Origin of the sequence: Planktomarina temperata RCA23, from assembly GCF_000738435.1 — a bacterium.
GTDB classification, from domain to species: Bacteria; Pseudomonadota; Alphaproteobacteria; order Rhodobacterales; family Rhodobacteraceae; genus Planktomarina; species Planktomarina temperata.
In genome coordinates this window covers 3,189,485-3,203,439 of the sequence record NZ_CP003984.1, presented here as the reverse complement: position 1 = coordinate 3,203,439, position 13,955 = coordinate 3,189,485, and the positions used below count along the sequence as shown (strand labels likewise).

The following is a 13,955-nucleotide window of genomic DNA, read 5'->3' as shown; positions in this document are numbered from 1 at the left end:
CCGCCGCTGCGGCTTTAAAGAGCTGAGCAACAGATTGTGCCGTTGAGCTGCTGTGCGTGGCTTTTGGTTGGGGAGGCAAGGGCGGAGCGTGCATGGGGTTACAATACGGTGGGCACCCGCTGCTGCAAGCGAAAATTAGGCTACTGATTGCTGATGGGTGACGATCGCCGGCTTATTACTTGGTCCAAGTTCAATGAGCGTGTGACGATTGGCCAGTGGCGTACATTGCAGCTCGAACGGCCGGCCCTCTTTTGAAGATAAAACCGCTTTCCAACCCTTTCGATCGCCACAGCCCAGGACCGTTGCGCGCATTTTTCCCAAGCGCCATGCGGTGACATCTGCTTTTGCCAAAGCGGAAGGCAGCCGGACAGGGACTTTTCCGCACTCTTTTTGTGTGCGAGTTCCGGCCAAATGGATTGAAATGCGGGGTTCGAGCGTACATAGGCGCCAAGCCCATCAAAAATCACGTGAGGAGTGGTGACCGCATTGAGTGCGTTTTCCAAAAGGCAGAGCTCCGCACGGGCTTCGCGGGCGTGCGCGGTTTCGGCACTGATGTCTTCGAGCAAAAACGCAATTGCCCCGTCTGGATGTGGTTTTCCCGAAACGCGATAGGTGACTCCGTCTCTTGGCTCCCAAACGTCGCGGTAGCTGCCGTTTTCAGCGGCGGATTCGAGCTTGGCCAGCTGGTCGCGCCAATCATTATAATCTTTGGGTTCGGGCAAAAACCCCTTGCCGCGGAGTGTATCAAGGAAAGTGGCCAAATCGGGCTTTAAGCTGAGCGATTCAAAATCCAAACCGGTGATATCCAAAAGCGCGGGATTAAAGTGGATGAGCGTGCGCTTGCGGTCAAAAATGGCCAGGCCCGTTGAGAGCTGGGCAAAGGTCTTAGACATGGTTTGTATGAATTCGCGACGTGATGCCTCGGCGCGAACCTCACCGTCAACGGGGCTGGCGAACCAGAGGGTTTCATGATCCTGCAGTTGGGCGGTGATGTCGTACCAACAGATACTCCCCGCGCCGCTGTGTGCTTGTATCCGCCCTTCGGTTTGGCCGATTGAGAGCCAATGTTTGCAGGTAGCCACGAAATCTGATTCGCTGGTTTTAAACGCGTTATTGCCCCATGTGACCTGCCGATCATGGCTGGTAATCCAGATGGGGTGCGGATGCAGCTCGGCTGGATTGGGCCGGTGGTCATCTGAGCTGTCGGAGCGTGGGGTGTTGCTTCGGGGTGTGTGGTAGGCTCGCAAGGCCTGCGCCGCACCGCTTAGGTTGTTGCGCAGCAAGGCATAGCCTGACGACATTGCTATAAGTGTTGCAAGAAACACCAAGCCCGAGATCAGCAAATTTTGTTCTACGATTCCCAACACATCAAAACCCTTTCGGGCGCAGTGTTGCGCAGGTGTCTTAATTCCGAATTAATAGCTCATTCAATTTTTATCTGTTGGTTTTCACCGACCGGTTCATCTTTGGCTTCCAGCTTGTGGCGCGGCCAGGTGCTGGTCACGATGGCCCCGCGAAGGGGATCTCTCTTTGTGCCATTGAAAAATTCCAAATCTGCGCCGGATCTTTCGAGGAGGGTTTTTGCGATAAACAATCCAAGCCCCATGCCGTCGTATCCGGGGCGGGCACCATGCGTAGAAGTTCGATTGCGGCGGCGGACAAAGGGATCGCCAATGCGATTGATGACCTGTGGCGCATATCCGCGACCGTCGTCAGAAATTTTCACGGCCAAACTGTCCTTGCTCCAACGGATGTCCACCCGCACCTGGGATTGGGAAAAATCCACTGCGTTTTGAATTAAATTGCGCAGGCCATGGATCACCTCGGGTTTGCGGAAGGTTTGGGGTTGATCAGGATCGGCCTCAAGGTTGTCTTCAAAAGCGAAGGTGACGGTCTTTCCGCGGTCCAGGTGCGGCTCTGCGGCCTCTCGAACAAGAGCAGACCACAGCGTGGTGCGCAGATGCAGATCTTCTTTTCCCGCGCGCCCCATGGATCGGAGAATCGCGCCGCATCGTTCGGCCTGTTCTCGGATAAGCTGGGCGTCGGCATGCAGGGGTTCTGTGTCTTTCAATTCTTCCATCAATTCGGCGCTGACCAATTTTATCGTGGCGAGCGGCGTGCCCAACTCATGGGCCGTGGCTGCCACAACGCCGCCCAGGTCGGTGAGCTTTTGCTCCCGCGCCAGGGCCATCTGCGTGGCCAGAAGGGCCTCTGACATCGAGGTCATCTCTGTGGTCACGCGCCGGGTATAGATCGAGATAAAAATGATACCTGTGACAATGGCCACCCAAAATCCGAACACAAACACCAAAGGCATTTCAAGTAGCCCCCCATTCGCAGTGCGCAGGGGCAGGTGAACCAATGCAACGGTGGTGGTCATGACCACCGCACAAAAGGCCAAAAGAAGCGTTGAGCGGGTGGGTAGAACCGTGGCGGCGATGGTGACGGGGGCCAGAATGAGAAGGGCAAAGGGATTGTTGAGCCCGCCGGTGAAAGCCAAAAGCAACGAGAGTTGCAGCGTGTCGAACAGCAAGGTTAAAACCGTTTCCGCTTCAGACAGACGACGATTGTCAGGGAAGATGAGAACCGCAAAAATATTGGCGAGGATCGACAGGCCAATGACCGCAGAGCAGGGGCCAAGGGCCAAGGAGAGGCCATAAAGCTCGTGCCCAACACTCAGCGCCAATATTTGCCCGGTGATCGCCACCCAACGCACGGTCACCAATGTGCGCAAGCGCATCCAGTTGCTGCGGGCATTTTGGTCAATATAGCCTATTCTGGACTGTGACATTTTATGTTCCTGTGACGATCTGAGGCTGCACATTCAGAAGATATGTCATAGGAGTACCCCAGAAACGATAAGGGGGCCATGATGTCAGTGACGAAATTTGCAGCCTTTGCTGGTACCGCGGTGGTTGTGACGCTGGCGGTTACTTTTGCGATTACCCAGATCATGATGCCAGCACAGCGATTTGAAGCCTGTATTGAAGGCTCTGTTGCAGGTGGCAGTATCGGTGGACCGTTCGAGCTCATGGATCACAGGGGGCAAATGGTGACGGATGCCCAGGTGTTAGATCAACCGGCTTTGGTTTACTTTGGTTACACCTTTTGTCCGGATGTCTGCCCTATGGATGTGGCGCGCAATGTGGTGGCGGTTGAGATTTTGGCCGATGCGGGTCTCACGGTGAAGCCGGTGTTCATAACAATTGATCCAGCTCGCGATACGGTTGAGTATTTGGCAGATTTTGTTGCCAATAATCATCCCGAAATGGTGGGCTTGACCGGCACAGCAGAGCAGATTGCGAAAGCAGCCCGGGCTTATAAAGTTTATTACCGCAAACAACCGAGCCAAGATGAAGAGTATTACTTGATGGATCACTCAAGCTTTTCCTATCTGATGGTTCCAGGCTTCGGCTTTGTTGACTTCTTGCGCAGTGATCTTCCTCCAGAGGTGGTTGCGGATCGTGTGGCTTGTGTACTGAAGGCCTCTTGATACTAGCCATATTCGAACCATCTTGTTAACTTAGAGAAAATCGGAAGGATCAGATCATGGCAAATGAGCCGCTAGACATCGGTGAAGATAAATCTTTGCTTTTGGTGGATGATGATGAGCCGTTTCTAAAGCGTTTGGCAAAAGCGATGGAAAAACGCGGGTTTTCGGTTGAGCAAGCTGGATCAGTGGCCGCTGGTCGGGCGATTGCGACGGCGCGTCCTCCGGCCTTTGCGGTTGTGGATTTGCGGCTGGAAGATGGCAACGGTCTGGATGTTGTGGAAGTGCTGCGCGCGAAGCGTCCCGATTGCCGGGTTGTGGTTCTGACGGGCTATGGGGCGATTGCAACGGCGGTCGCGGCTGTAAAGATCGGTGCCACGGATTATCTGTCAAAGCCAGCCGATGCCAAAGACATTACAAATGCGCTTCTGGCCACTGGGGATGAATTGCCGCCGCCCCCTGAGAACCCAATGTCTGCGGATCGCGTGCGTTGGGAGCATATTCAGCGGGTGTTTGAGCTTTGTGATCGCAACGTGAGCGAAACGGCGCGGCGCCTGTCTATGCACCGTCGGACTTTGCAGCGTATTCTGGCCAAACGCAGCCCGCGATAGTGGTGCTGCGGGCCATCCTTGAAATATAAACTGTGATCCAAAAAAACAGCCCGGCGGTTAATGCCGGGCTGTTTTTGGATTGGTTGTTTTAGAGACCTCTGCATAACCCAACCGCCAAGCCAAAACACTTTGCCCGGTGGAAACACCGGGCTGCGCCTGCCTGCCCCCCGGCAGGCGCATTCACCATCTGGGCATTCTGATATATATGGCTATTGCTCAAATTTTGCAGTGACTTCACCACCCGACATATGCGCCCGCCCAGGCCGGCGCTGCCCTCATTGCGTGGTGAAACGGCGTTATGCAGAGGTCTTTTTTAGTAGCGATAATGCTCTGGCTTGAATGGGCCTTCGGAGCTCACGCCGATATAGGCGGCTTGCTCGTCATTGAGTTTCGACAGCTTCACCCCAATACGATCAAGGTGCAGACGCGCGACCTTTTCGTCCAAATGTTTGGGCAGGATGTATACTTCGTTGCCGTAATCATCGCCCTTGGTCCAAAGCTCAATCTGCGCCAGGACTTGGTTTGTGAAAGAGGCGGACATCACAAAGGAGGGGTGGCCCGTAGCATTGCCCAGGTTCAACAAGCGACCTTCCGAAAGCAGGATCAAACGATTGCCATTTGGCATTTCGATCATGTCGACCTGCTCTTTGATATTGGTCCATTTGTGGTTCTTGAGGCTGGCGACCTGAATTTCATTGTCGAAGTGACCGATGTTGCCGACGATCGCCATATCTTTCATGTCACGCATATGTTCGATGCGGATCACATCTCTGTTGCCTGTTGTGGTGATGAAGATATCCGCGCTGGAGACAACATCTTCAAGAAGCACAACCTCAAAGCCATCCATGGCCGCCTGCAAGGCACAGATGGGGTCAACTTCCGTGACCTTCACACGCGCACCGGCGCCGCGCAGGGAGGCCGCAGAGCCTTTGCCCACATCGCCATAACCTAAAACCACCGCCACTTTACCAGCCATCATTGTATCGGTGGCGCGGCGGATGCCGTCGACCAGAGATTCTTTACAGCCGTATTTATTGTCGAATTTCGACTTGGTGACGGAATCGTTCACATTGATTGCTGGGAAGGGCAGCTGGCCCTGTTTGACCAATTCATACAAGCGGTGCACGCCTGTGGTGGTTTCTTCGGACACGCCTTGGATCGCGGCGCGGGTTTTTGTGAACCAACCGGGCGTTTCGGCCATGCGTTTTTTGATCTGTGCGAAGACGGCCTCTTCCTCTTCGGATTTTGGAACGGCGATAAGATCGGTTTCCCCTTCTTCCACCCGTGCACCCAAAAGCACATAGAGCGTCGCATCGCCGCCATCATCAAGAATCATGTTTGCGCCCTCTGGGAACATGAAAGAACGGTCGAGGTAATCCCAATGCTCTTCCAAGGACTGACCTTTGATCGCAAAAACTGGCGTGCCGCCTGCGGCGATTGCCGCGGCGGCGTGGTCTTGGGTGGAGAAAATGTTGCAAGAGGCCCAGCGCACATCCGCACCAAGCTCTACAAGTGTCTCAATCAGGACTGCCGTTTGGATAGTCATATGCAATGAGCCAACAATGCGCGCGCCTTTCAATGGCTTGGCTGCACCATATTCTTTTCGAAGCGCCATCAACCCAGGCATTTCGGTCTCAGCGATATCCAATTCTTTGCGGCCGAACGCAGCCAAAGAGATGTCTTTTACAATATAATCATGTGCCATTCATCGGTCCTTACGGGGTTTTAACGTCTATGGGTTTGAAGATTTCTGCCGCCATAACATTGCTTTGTCCTCTCGACAATAGGGCAGGGTGCAAGATAACCTGCTGCGAAAAAGGTCAAGCACTTATGAAACAACCCCGCGCATGGCAAAGGATGCTGTCTGGTCGTAGGCTGGATCTGCTGGACCCTACACCTGTAGATATTGAGGTGGAAGATATCGCGCATGGGTTGGCCTTTGTTGCACGTTGGAACGGCCAAACTGTTGGAGATTTTGCTTATTCGGTTGCGGAACATTCTTTGTTGGTTGAGCAAATTTTTTTGCACCTGCACCCAAAGGCCTCTCCAGCGCAGCGGTTGACCGCCCTGCTGCACGACGCGCCCGAATATGTGATTGGGGATATGATCTCACCGGTAAAGGCATCAGTTGGACCAGGATACGACGATCTCGACAAACGATTAACCGCCGCTATTCATATCCGCTTTGGTCTGCCGGCTGTCACGGCCCCAGCGCTCAAAAAGCAGATTAAAAAAGCCGACAAAATTAGCGCGTGGTTGGAAGCCACACAATTGGCAGGGTTTTCACGGGCGGAAGCGGATCGGCTGTTTGGCAAGGTGGATGCCAATCTTGCCGGCAGCCTAACCCTCCATCTGCGGCCCCCGCTGGAGGTCCGGCAAGACTTTACGGCAAAACATGCCGAGCTTTTGGCGCAGATGTGATCGCCGGCTTCCACGGCTTGTGTGTTCATTGTTAGCAGTTGAGGATAAGCAGGAATTTTTCTCAAGACATTAAAAAGAAATCGATTTTTGGAATGTACAAATGGTTCAGGGCAAGAGGAAATGGGGCATAGGTCCAATTAATGACTTTATCGAGCAGCATGGGTTGCGCGAAAAGTTTGACGCCCTGACTCCCCCAAAAGTTGCGACCGTTGCTTATCGGGATGCCAGTTTCAAGTTCTACATCCCCGACGCAATGACTGACAAAATGCAATTGGCACCTTTGCTTGGGTGGTATCACGAACGTTCTTTGCTGGAGGCATTTCACTCAGTCGTAGATTCAAATGGAACCATCTGTGATTTAGGGGCTAATTTTGGGTCCCATACGGTCTACTTTGCGGCCATCATGAAGGCCCGGCGGGTGCATTCTTTTGAGCCTCAGGCACATTTGATTGATGTCATTAAAAAGACATTGGAGCTGAATCAGATAGATAATGTGACGTTGCATCATGCGGTTGCGGGCGCAAAACTGGGAAAGGCGCATTTGAAGCGGACCCATGTTGAGAATTCAGGCATGGCTGAATTTCGGCCAGGGGCTGGCGACCTGCCAGTTGATATGTTGCCTGTCGATGATGTTGTTGGCGAGGAACATGTGACGGGTGTGAAAATTGACGTTGAAGGCATGCAAATGCCCGTTTTGCGCGGCATGTCAAAAACCATCCGTCGCTGTGCGCCCGTACTGTGGTTGGAGCTGAGACCTGCGAAAGGTGAGATCGAACAGCCATCCGAATGGTTGGCAAAGCGAGGATACCGACGCCAAAAAACCAGTTTTCGAGACTTTTTATTCATTCCAGAGACGTCAGCGTGATGTCACTGCGCGCAGAAATGAGGGTGCGCCTGCCGGGGTCAGGCAGGCGCAGCCCGGTGTTGCCACCGGGCAAAGTGTTTTGTTTTAACGGTTCGGAAAGTAGTCCTCGCAGACGCCTTCACGGTAAACATCTGCGGTGCAGCAATGCAGTCCGCCGCCAAAGGCATAGGCATCTCGCAGGTCCACTTCGACCACTTCCATGCCCAGCTTGTCCATTTGCTCTGCCTGATAGACTTCAGACTTTTCGACACAAACGGTTTTCGGATCTAGGACAAGGACATTCATGCTCAGCCATGTGGAGGAATAGCATAGTGGCGGCGGTGCGTTATGGGCCGGTTGGGCGGAATCGACGATCTGCCAATCGTTCTTTTGGAACATTTCGCGTTGCTCATCGGGCAGGCGGCGTTGTGGATTGTTCAAGATGAGCCCGGGGCGCAAGGGGGTGAATGTTGCATCGATGTGAATGGGGTAGGGGTCGCCGGGGAAATTCACCGCATGCACCCGATGGTCTGGGAAGTGGCGGCGTAGCCATTCGATTCCCTTGAGGTTCGTGGTGAACCCATGTTGAACGACCAAATCGCGACCAAACCGCAAAACATCGGCGGCATCGAACAGAGGCTCCTCTTCGGTGGTGACAAAGAATTTCTCTGCCGTCCACTTCAGCCGCTTCTCAACACCAATCTTCTCAGAGAGGTAATCGGGGTGATAATCTGCATCGGTCAACCGAGGTTTGGGCGCGGATTCATGGCGGAATTTTGGGTCTTCTTCAAAATATTTTTGCATCAAAGGGCGGTAGTTCAAATACTCAAACCAACGACAGCGATAAGACATGGTCGCTTCGAGCATTTCGGATCCAACGGTCAGCAAGACGTCGCGGGGCGGCATGCAACCAAATTGGCTTTCGGTTGAGAAATCAGGTGTTTCCACGGGCACAGAGTGATCGATTGACGTGGGGCGGTCCACGCGAATGCCGCGTTTTTCCAACTGGCTGGCGAAATTATTGAGCAACTCATTGGCGCGATCAATCGTTTCTTGTGGTCGGCGACCCCATTGGCCGCGCATGTCGCTATCTTCTGGTACTTTTGCGTCCAGAGCGGGCTCTTCTGCTGGAATATGGCAATCATCCGCCCGGCCAACGATGACATGGCGCAGCGGGTCCCATTCATTCCAACTATTAACAATTGTCTTACCAGTGTCGCTCATTTTCAGGCTCCCGATCCTGTGATGGTGTGAATTATTAAACTGCAGATAAATCGTTTTTTCGGCAGTGGCTATATCAAAGCGAAGGGCGAAGGGTGACGCGCGACCTTTCGGTGTCTATATTGAATTGACAGCAAGGCTCTAGAGAGGCAGGCAGGCGACACAGCCGCCGCAAGTACAAGGGATCACGATGACGAATCATGTTTATAAGGGCGATTTGCCGGATGGCTTGGATCTGGGTCCAATTGTGGCCATTGATTGTGAGACGATGGGTCTGAACCCTAAGCGCGACCGTCTTTGCGTGGTGCAACTGTCCAGCGGTGATGGACATGCGCATTTGGTGCAAGTGGCCAAGGGCCAAACTGCGGCGCCCAATCTATGCCGGATGCTTGAAGATCCCAATGTGCTAAAGCTCTTTCACTTTGGCCGGTTTGATATTGCCGCCATGAAGGAGGCTTTTGGAGCTTTGACCGCGCCGGTCTACTGCACCAAGATTGCCAGCCGCATGACCCGAACTTACACCGATCGGCATGGTTTGAAAAACCTGCTGCAAGAATTGCTCTGCGTGGACATTTCCAAACAACAGCAATCTTCTGATTGGGGTGCGGCGGATTTAACTAGGGCGCAAGTGGAATATGCGGCGTCTGACGTGCTATATTTGCATGCATTGCGTGAGCGTTTGAATGAGATGCTGATCCGTGAGGGGCGCATGGAGCTGGCGCAATCTTGCTTTGACTTCTTGCCGACGCGGGCTGAGCTCGATCTAGCAGGTTGGCCAGACAGCGACATTTTTGCCCATTCTTAGGCTGGGATTTTATAACTGAGAGGCGCAATGCATTTTTCCTTCGACGACGGTTATTCGGCGCTTGTTGCATGGCTGAAAACCCTGCTGCCCATCGCCGCGCTGGGCCTATTGTCGACGATTTTTCTGTTTTCTGGCAAAGTGGATGTGACCCAATCTTTGCCCTATGCTGAACACAATGTGGCTGAAATTATCCGCGAACAGCGTATCACACAGCCGTATTTCACTGGCATTGCCAGCAATGGCACTGAAATCGCACTCTCTGCAGCCTATGCCTCACCGCAGTTTGAAAACGCAGACATCCTTGAGATCACTGATCTATTTGTCGTTCTTAGATCCACCAACAATCGTAGCGTCCAAGTGACCGCGGGGCGGGGCGCTTTGGATTCAGCAACGCAAACAGCCCAAATTTCAAAGAATGTTCATATTGCCGCCTTGCCAGAGTTTTGGGTAACAACCGAGGCCTTGGACATGAATCTCAAGCAGGGCGTGGCATCTGCCATTGGCGGATTTCAGGGGGTCACAGCCCTGGGTGAGATCACTGCGGGAGAAATGCATCTGCAAATGACCGCCGACGATCAGCAAATTGTTTTCATAAATGATGTGCGGCTGGTATACTCCCCGAAACTTATTGATTGAGGTTATCCGTGCGCCACATTTTGCTGCTCATTACAGTTCTGCTCTCGACCGTTTGCGGAGCCTTGGCCCTTTCGGCGCAAACCACTGTGTCTTTGGACGGGTTTCAAAGTGATCCGGAAGCCTCTGTCGAAATGCTGGCCGATAGGCTCACGGTCAGTCAAACAGATGGCGCCGCGCGGTTTGAGGGCAATGTCGTGATTGCACAGGGGGATATGCGCCTGTCCGCAGATCTTGTGGATGTCACCTATCTAGAGGCCGGCGGGATTGGCCGGCTGTCGGCCAGCGGAAGCGTTCTTTTGGTGTCACCGTTCGACACAGCACAAGCGGACAGCGCGGTCTATGATTTTTCAGCGCGCGAATTGCGGATGCGGGGTAATGTTCTGCTCAACCAAGGCGCAATAAGCCTGTCCGCCGATCTTCTGACGATTGATCTTGAGACGGGGGGCGCCGTGATGGAGGGCCGGGTGCGTACCGTTTTGCCCAGTGGATCCAAATAATGGCCGAACCGCAGTTTGAAGTGTCGGATGGCAAGGGCGGCCTCAAAATAGAGTCACTGCGAAAGAGCTACCGCAAGCGGTTGGTAATTAGCGATGTGAGTATGCATTTGCACCGGGGCGAAGTTGTGGCGCTTTTGGGGCCAAATGGCTCGGGGAAAACCACCTGTTTTTACTCCATCGCTGGGTTGGTCACGCCAGAGGGAGGACGGGTAAGCATTGATGGCCGCGATGTCACCCGCTTGCCGATGTATCGGCGCGCCCGGCTCGGCATCGGATATTTGCCGCAAGAAACGTCCATTTTTCGCGGCATGAATGTTGAAGATAACATTCTTGCAGTGCTGGAATTGAGCATGAAAGACCGTGTGCGACGCTTTGAGCGCTTGGAAGAATTGCTCAATGAATTTTCCATTGAACATCTGCGCCGTTCTCCGGCGCTTGCCCTATCTGGTGGCCAGCGCCGGCGGGTTGAGATCGCGCGATGCTTGGCTGCAAACCCAAAATATTTGCTGCTGGATGAGCCTTTCGCCGGGGTGGATCCAATCGCGGTTGCGGAGATTCGCAACTTGGTGTCAGACTTGAAAAACCGCGGTCTTGGGGTGCTGATCACCGACCACAATGTGCGAGAAACGCTCGATATCGTCGATCGTGCTTATATTTTGCATGATGGCGTGGTTCTGCGCAGCGGCACTGCGCAAGAGATTGTTGAGGACGAAAATGTTCGGCGTGTCTACTTGGGTGAAAATTTCAGATTGAGCTAATATTCAATTTGGAGTTGACAATTACCCCTTATATTTGGCCAAATAGAGTTGTGACATGTTGTCATTATATTCAGCCAATTCAAACAAACTGCACCCTGCAGCTTGCGACCGTTTATGGGATCGTGAGGCGTGATTGATGTGGCCTATCGCGCCCTTAGCTGGTCATTTTGAGGCTGATAAAAAGGAGACCAAATGCTATATCAAATTTCCGGAAAACAAATCGACATTGGCGCCGCACTTCAAACGCATGTGAAATCCGTTGTGGACGCCATCGCCTCAAAATATGCAGAGCGACCAACTGATGCTTCGGTCGTATTTTCGCGAAGCTCTAATGAATTTGTCTGCGAGGTGAGTGTACATTTGTCGACCGGGTTAACGGCGCAAGCCAAAGCGCATGATCATGAAATATATGCCGCTTTTGACGCCGCTGCTGATAAAATGGAGAAACAATTGCGCAGATATAAGCGCAGATTGAAAGATCATCATAAAGAACGCGCCCAGCCCGTTGAATTCTCGGAAGCATCCTCGTATATCCTCGCCCAACAAGACGATTCGACCGATAACGAACCGGAGAGCCTGCAGCCTTTAATTGTGGCGGAGATGGAGCAGAAAATCCAATCTTTGTCTGTAGGAGAGGCAGTGATGCAGATGGAACTCGCGGGGGCGCCGGTCCTTGTCTTTAAAAACGAAGGTCATAATGGAGTAAACGTTGTATACCGCCGTGACGATGGCAATATTGGATGGGTCGACCCGGCCTAAGCCAACATACAACTAGGATTGTAAATGGATCTACTTGAAATCATTCATCCCGATGCTGTGCGTAGCGCGCAATCTGTGGGCAGCAAAAAGCGCCTGTTCCAAGACCTGTCCGCTATGGCGGCGCAGGTCTATGGTATGGATTGTGATGGTGTGGTTGAAGCGCTCTTGGAGCGTGAAAGCTTGGGTCCAACCGGTGTGGGGCGCGGTGTCGCCCTGCCCCATGCACGTCTTGAAAACCTCGATCGCATAGTGGGCTGTTTTATCAAACTTGATCGTCCGATTGATTTTGATGCGGTGGATCGCCAGCCGGTTGATCTGGTCTTTGCACTTTTTGCGCCGTTGAATAGCGGTGTGGAACATCTAAAGGCTTTGGCCCTTGTCTCGCGGACATTGCGGGATGCTGATGTGTGCATGAAACTGCGCAACAATGAGAGCGCCAGCACCTTGCTCGCGATCTTGCAGGAAGGGCCGAACTCGGTCGCGGCCTAAATCTTTAACGGTTTAAACCCAAAATTGGTGTAATCCGCAGCATAGGCCTCGCGGGCCAAAGTTTCGAGCTCGGCATCGTAGATTTCCGCAAGTGCTGGGCCCTGCGGTGGCGGTGCGGATGGGGGCGCATACCACGTCAGCCCAACCTGCTGGGTTAACAGTTTCAAATCCTCTTCCAAAGTTTCTGCGCGCACGATCATATGCGGTGGCGAGAACTTGCAAAAGCCCTGGATAATTTGCGATTGACTGGCCCAGGCCCCGTCAACACGCAAGGCGGTCTGGCCAGCGAGATTGAACTTTAGAAATTTTAGGAATTCGCAGAAGCATGCGCGTAGTTGCGTGGTTGAGAGGGGCGGATCATCTGGGTGCTCCGGCAGGGGGAGGTTATGCACCCGGCGCAACCCTCTGCGCAATTCGGCATAGCGGTCATCTTTGATCGGTAAGATATGTCGGCAAAATACGTCATAGGCGCGCGCGACAGGGTGATGCACAACTGTGAAACTGCGATGATTGGGATGGGTATTTTTCCAGCGAAGTAGCGGTCTTTGGCCAAAATTGCGCCGCAGCTCCTTTGGATCTGTGTGATCCAACGCCGCCAACCAAGTCTCGATTTGCCGGTCTGGCCAGGGTGAAATCGGCATGAACAACAGCGGAGATATTGGCGCGGCGACATAACGCGGGATGGCGGCACCACGTTTGGGCTCAAAGTTGGGTGTCCGTGCCAGATCGAACCAATCGATTGATGATACAGCAGCTTCAAGGTCCTCGAAATTGGCAACCTTCTCGACAATTGGCCGTGGATTCTGGCGTTTGAGCTTTTTCGACAGGCGGTCCAATTGTGACTGTGAGCCCAAAAAGCGTGCAATGCCATTCACGACATCCAAATCTGTTAAATCCTCATACCGGACATAAAACGCGGATTGGCCGCTGACCTGCAGGCTGCGCTGCACTTCCATCTGAAAATTCTGCATTTCGGTCAAGTAATCCTCGAATTGCTCCAAATGGAAGTCGACCTGTGCTGTTTTGAGATGGGTCGTATTGGTGAGCTTCCATTGACCCGTCGCCAAGGCAATTTTCCAAGAAATAAAACTGTCGAGCGGATTGCGGGTGAGAATGATCTTGGCGCATTTTGGGTCATTTAAAATAACATCAAAGATGCGCACATCATGGTTGTGGAAATACCGAAAACCAGAAATTTTATCCTCACTGGTTTTGATCTTATCTAGCAAAGCAAAGGGGTTTTCGTTGCGCTGCGCTTCTGTTTCACCCAAAAGCGTTTCGACTTCTGGGAATCCTAAGAAAGATGGGTTGAATGCCTCGCCATGGCAGATGACATCCTCAAGCCCGTTTATATTTTCCTCCAAAAAATTGGAGCCGGTGCGCATTTCTGCGAAAATAACAAAATAATCAAACCGTTTTGTCAT

At 52.8% G+C, this 13,955-nt stretch carries 15 protein-coding genes; 10 read left to right on the top strand and 5 right to left on the bottom strand.

Going from position 1 to position 13,955, the window contains the following annotated elements:
* Positions 1-140 precede the first annotated feature (140 nt).
* Positions 141-1,367, bottom strand: coding sequence for a PAS domain-containing protein (locus RCA23_RS16135; RefSeq protein ID WP_052377232.1), 1,227 nt, complete (start codon positions 1,365-1,367; stop codon positions 141-143).
* 56 nt (positions 1,368-1,423) lie between these two features.
* A complete protein-coding gene (gene regB / locus RCA23_RS15440) occupies positions 1,424-2,791 on the bottom strand; it encodes a sensor histidine kinase RegB (protein ID WP_044051061.1) in 1,368 nt (455 codons plus the stop codon).
* Between the two features lie 81 nt (positions 2,792-2,872).
* On the opposite strand from regB, the gene RCA23_RS15435 reads away from it, so the two are divergent.
* The gene (locus tag RCA23_RS15435) at positions 2,873-3,493 is read left to right on the top strand and encodes an SCO family protein (RefSeq protein ID WP_044051060.1); all 621 of its coding nucleotides are present in this window, start codon (positions 2,873-2,875) and stop codon (positions 3,491-3,493) included.
* A 56-nt stretch (positions 3,494-3,549) separates the two neighbouring features.
* Positions 3,550-4,101 (top strand): ActR/PrrA/RegA family redox response regulator transcription factor, encoded by a 552-nt coding sequence (locus tag RCA23_RS15430; protein WP_044051059.1) that lies wholly within the window; start codon positions 3,550-3,552, stop codon positions 4,099-4,101.
* A gap of 313 nt (positions 4,102-4,414) precedes the next feature.
* Here the strand turns inward: RCA23_RS15430 and ahcY are convergent, their stop codons facing one another.
* Complete coding sequence (ahcY, locus tag RCA23_RS15425; protein ID WP_044051058.1) at positions 4,415-5,806, bottom strand: adenosylhomocysteinase; 1,392 nt, start codon at positions 5,804-5,806, stop codon at positions 4,415-4,417.
* 125 nt (positions 5,807-5,931) lie between these two features.
* Between ahcY and RCA23_RS15420 the strand changes: the two genes are divergently transcribed.
* Positions 5,932-6,522: an HD domain-containing protein gene (locus tag RCA23_RS15420; protein ID WP_044051057.1), complete on the top strand. Its 591-nt coding sequence runs from the start codon at positions 5,932-5,934 to the stop codon at positions 6,520-6,522.
* A gap of 100 nt (positions 6,523-6,622) precedes the next feature.
* Complete coding sequence (locus RCA23_RS15415; RefSeq protein WP_044051056.1) at positions 6,623-7,387, top strand: FkbM family methyltransferase; 765 nt, start codon at positions 6,623-6,625, stop codon at positions 7,385-7,387.
* Between the two features lie 84 nt (positions 7,388-7,471).
* Here RCA23_RS15415 and RCA23_RS15410 read toward each other — a convergent pair whose 3' ends face one another.
* Complete coding sequence (locus RCA23_RS15410) at positions 7,472-8,590, bottom strand: serine/threonine protein kinase (protein WP_044051055.1); 1,119 nt, start codon at positions 8,588-8,590, stop codon at positions 7,472-7,474.
* Between the two features lie 187 nt (positions 8,591-8,777).
* Between RCA23_RS15410 and RCA23_RS15405 the strand changes: the two genes are divergently transcribed.
* The 6 genes from RCA23_RS15405 (at position 8,778) to ptsN (ending at position 12,531) form a co-directional block, all read left to right on the top strand.
* A complete protein-coding gene (locus tag RCA23_RS15405) occupies positions 8,778-9,392 on the top strand; it encodes a ribonuclease D (protein ID WP_044051054.1) in 615 nt (204 codons plus the stop codon).
* A gap of 27 nt (positions 9,393-9,419) precedes the next feature.
* A complete protein-coding gene (lptC, locus tag RCA23_RS16130; RefSeq protein WP_052377231.1) occupies positions 9,420-10,028 on the top strand; it encodes an LPS export ABC transporter periplasmic protein LptC in 609 nt (202 codons plus the stop codon).
* Positions 10,029-10,036: 8 nt separating this feature from the next.
* The gene (locus tag RCA23_RS15395; protein WP_044051053.1) at positions 10,037-10,525 is read left to right on the top strand and encodes an LptA/OstA family protein; all 489 of its coding nucleotides are present in this window, start codon (positions 10,037-10,039) and stop codon (positions 10,523-10,525) included.
* A complete protein-coding gene (gene lptB / locus RCA23_RS15390) occupies positions 10,525-11,283 on the top strand; it encodes an LPS export ABC transporter ATP-binding protein (protein WP_044051052.1) in 759 nt (252 codons plus the stop codon). The genes RCA23_RS15395 and lptB overlap by 1 nt, the downstream gene beginning before the upstream one ends.
* Before the next feature lie 192 nt (positions 11,284-11,475).
* Entirely contained in the window at positions 11,476-12,042 is a 567-nt protein-coding gene (gene hpf, locus RCA23_RS15385) for a ribosome hibernation-promoting factor, HPF/YfiA family (protein WP_044051051.1), read from the top strand.
* 24 nt (positions 12,043-12,066) lie between these two features.
* Positions 12,067-12,531, top strand: coding sequence for a PTS IIA-like nitrogen regulatory protein PtsN (ptsN, locus tag RCA23_RS15380; RefSeq protein WP_044051050.1), 465 nt, complete (start codon positions 12,067-12,069; stop codon positions 12,529-12,531).
* On the opposite strand, the gene RCA23_RS15375 is transcribed toward ptsN, so the two are convergent.
* The gene (locus RCA23_RS15375; protein ID WP_044051049.1) at positions 12,528-13,955 is read right to left on the bottom strand and encodes a sulfotransferase domain-containing protein; all 1,428 of its coding nucleotides are present in this window, start codon (positions 13,953-13,955) and stop codon (positions 12,528-12,530) included. The genes ptsN and RCA23_RS15375 overlap by 4 nt on opposite strands.

Excerpts from the sequence above, each read along its gene's own strand:
- regB (WP_044051061.1), bottom strand. The coding sequence starts at position 2,791 with ATGTCACAGTCCAGAATAGGCTATATTGACCAAAATGCCCGCAGCAAC.
- RCA23_RS15435 (WP_044051060.1), top strand. The coding sequence starts at position 2,873 with ATGTCAGTGACGAAATTTGCAGCCTTTGCTGGTACCGCGGTGGTTGTG.
- RCA23_RS15430 (WP_044051059.1), top strand. The coding sequence starts at position 3,550 with ATGGCAAATGAGCCGCTAGACATCGGTGAAGATAAATCTTTGCTTTTG.
- ahcY (WP_044051058.1), bottom strand. The coding sequence starts at position 5,806 with ATGGCACATGATTATATTGTAAAAGACATCTCTTTGGCTGCGTTCGGC.
- RCA23_RS15420 (WP_044051057.1), top strand. The coding sequence starts at position 5,932 with ATGAAACAACCCCGCGCATGGCAAAGGATGCTGTCTGGTCGTAGGCTG.
- RCA23_RS15415 (WP_044051056.1), top strand. The coding sequence starts at position 6,623 with ATGGTTCAGGGCAAGAGGAAATGGGGCATAGGTCCAATTAATGACTTT.
- RCA23_RS15410 (WP_044051055.1), bottom strand. The coding sequence starts at position 8,590 with ATGAGCGACACTGGTAAGACAATTGTTAATAGTTGGAATGAATGGGAC.
- RCA23_RS15405 (WP_044051054.1), top strand. The coding sequence starts at position 8,778 with ATGACGAATCATGTTTATAAGGGCGATTTGCCGGATGGCTTGGATCTG.
- lptC (WP_052377231.1), top strand. The coding sequence starts at position 9,420 with ATGCATTTTTCCTTCGACGACGGTTATTCGGCGCTTGTTGCATGGCTG.
- lptB (WP_044051052.1), top strand. The coding sequence starts at position 10,525 with ATGGCCGAACCGCAGTTTGAAGTGTCGGATGGCAAGGGCGGCCTCAAA.
- hpf (WP_044051051.1), top strand. The coding sequence starts at position 11,476 with ATGCTATATCAAATTTCCGGAAAACAAATCGACATTGGCGCCGCACTT.
- ptsN (WP_044051050.1), top strand. The coding sequence starts at position 12,067 with ATGGATCTACTTGAAATCATTCATCCCGATGCTGTGCGTAGCGCGCAA.
- RCA23_RS15375 (WP_044051049.1), bottom strand. The coding sequence starts at position 13,955 with ATGACAAAACGGTTTGATTATTTTGTTATTTTCGCAGAAATGCGCACC.